The sequence below is a fragment of the Paracoccus sp. SY genome (assembly GCF_002901215.1).
In the GTDB taxonomy this organism is placed as follows: Bacteria; Pseudomonadota; Alphaproteobacteria; order Rhodobacterales; family Rhodobacteraceae; genus Paracoccus; species Paracoccus acridae.
In genome coordinates, this window is record NZ_NWMQ01000163.1 from 1 (window position 1) to 802 (window position 802).

The 802-nt window shown below is 66.1% G+C and carries 2 pseudogenes; both read right to left on the reverse strand.

Annotated features, from left to right (window positions below):
* Positions 1-200 (reverse strand): annotated as a pseudogene (locus CK944_RS22330) (ornithine cyclodeaminase family protein); the annotation flags it as partial.
* Positions 200-802 (reverse strand): annotated as a pseudogene (locus CK944_RS22335) (DSD1 family PLP-dependent enzyme); the annotation flags it as partial. The pseudogenes CK944_RS22335 and CK944_RS22330, both read right to left, overlap by 1 nt.

Sequence of the window (802 nt, forward strand, 5' to 3'; positions counted from 1 at the left end):
TTCAGGCCCAGCGTCAGCCCGGCCCCGTCGAAGCCGCCCTTGAAGCCGTAAAGCGCGTCCTCGTGGCCCAGGGCCTCGCGCACCACGGGGAAGTTGCGGGCCTCGCCGCGCGCCATGGCGGCGAAGACCGCCTCGACCGCGTCGAAGGCGGCCTCGGGCGTCATCAGGCCGGCGATCTCGCCTTCAGGAACGACCCACATCAATAGGCCTTTCCGCGCGCCGACACCGGCCACAGCGTTTCGACCTTGCCGTTCCGGACGCCCACATACCAGTCATGGACGTTGCAGGTCGGGTCGCAATGGCCCGGCACCAGCCGCAGCTTGTCGTTGACCCTCAGGACGCCGTTGTCGTCCTGGACCACGCCATGCTCGTCGCTGCACTTGATGTATTTCACATCGTCGCGGCCATGGATGAAGGGCAGCCCGCTGTCGACCGACTGCGCCTTGAGCCCCGCATCCACCACCGCCAGATGCGGCTTGGCGTGCGACATCACCGATGTCAGGATGAACAGCGCGTTCTCCCATTCGCCCTGGTCGATGCGCTTGCCCTCGGCATCGTGGATGCGGCCGTAATCCGCGTCCATAAAGGCATAGGAGCCGCATTGCAGCTCGTTGTAGACCCCCGAGTTGCTTTCAAAGTAATAGCTGCCGGTGCCGCCGCCCGAGACCAGTTCGGGCTCCAGACCCTCGGCCTTCAGCGCCTCGACGGCGTCCGTCACCTGGGCGATGGCCGCGTCCAGCTTGGCCTTGCGGTCGGCATAGCTGTCCATGTGCTGCATCGCGCCCTGATAGGCCTGGATGCC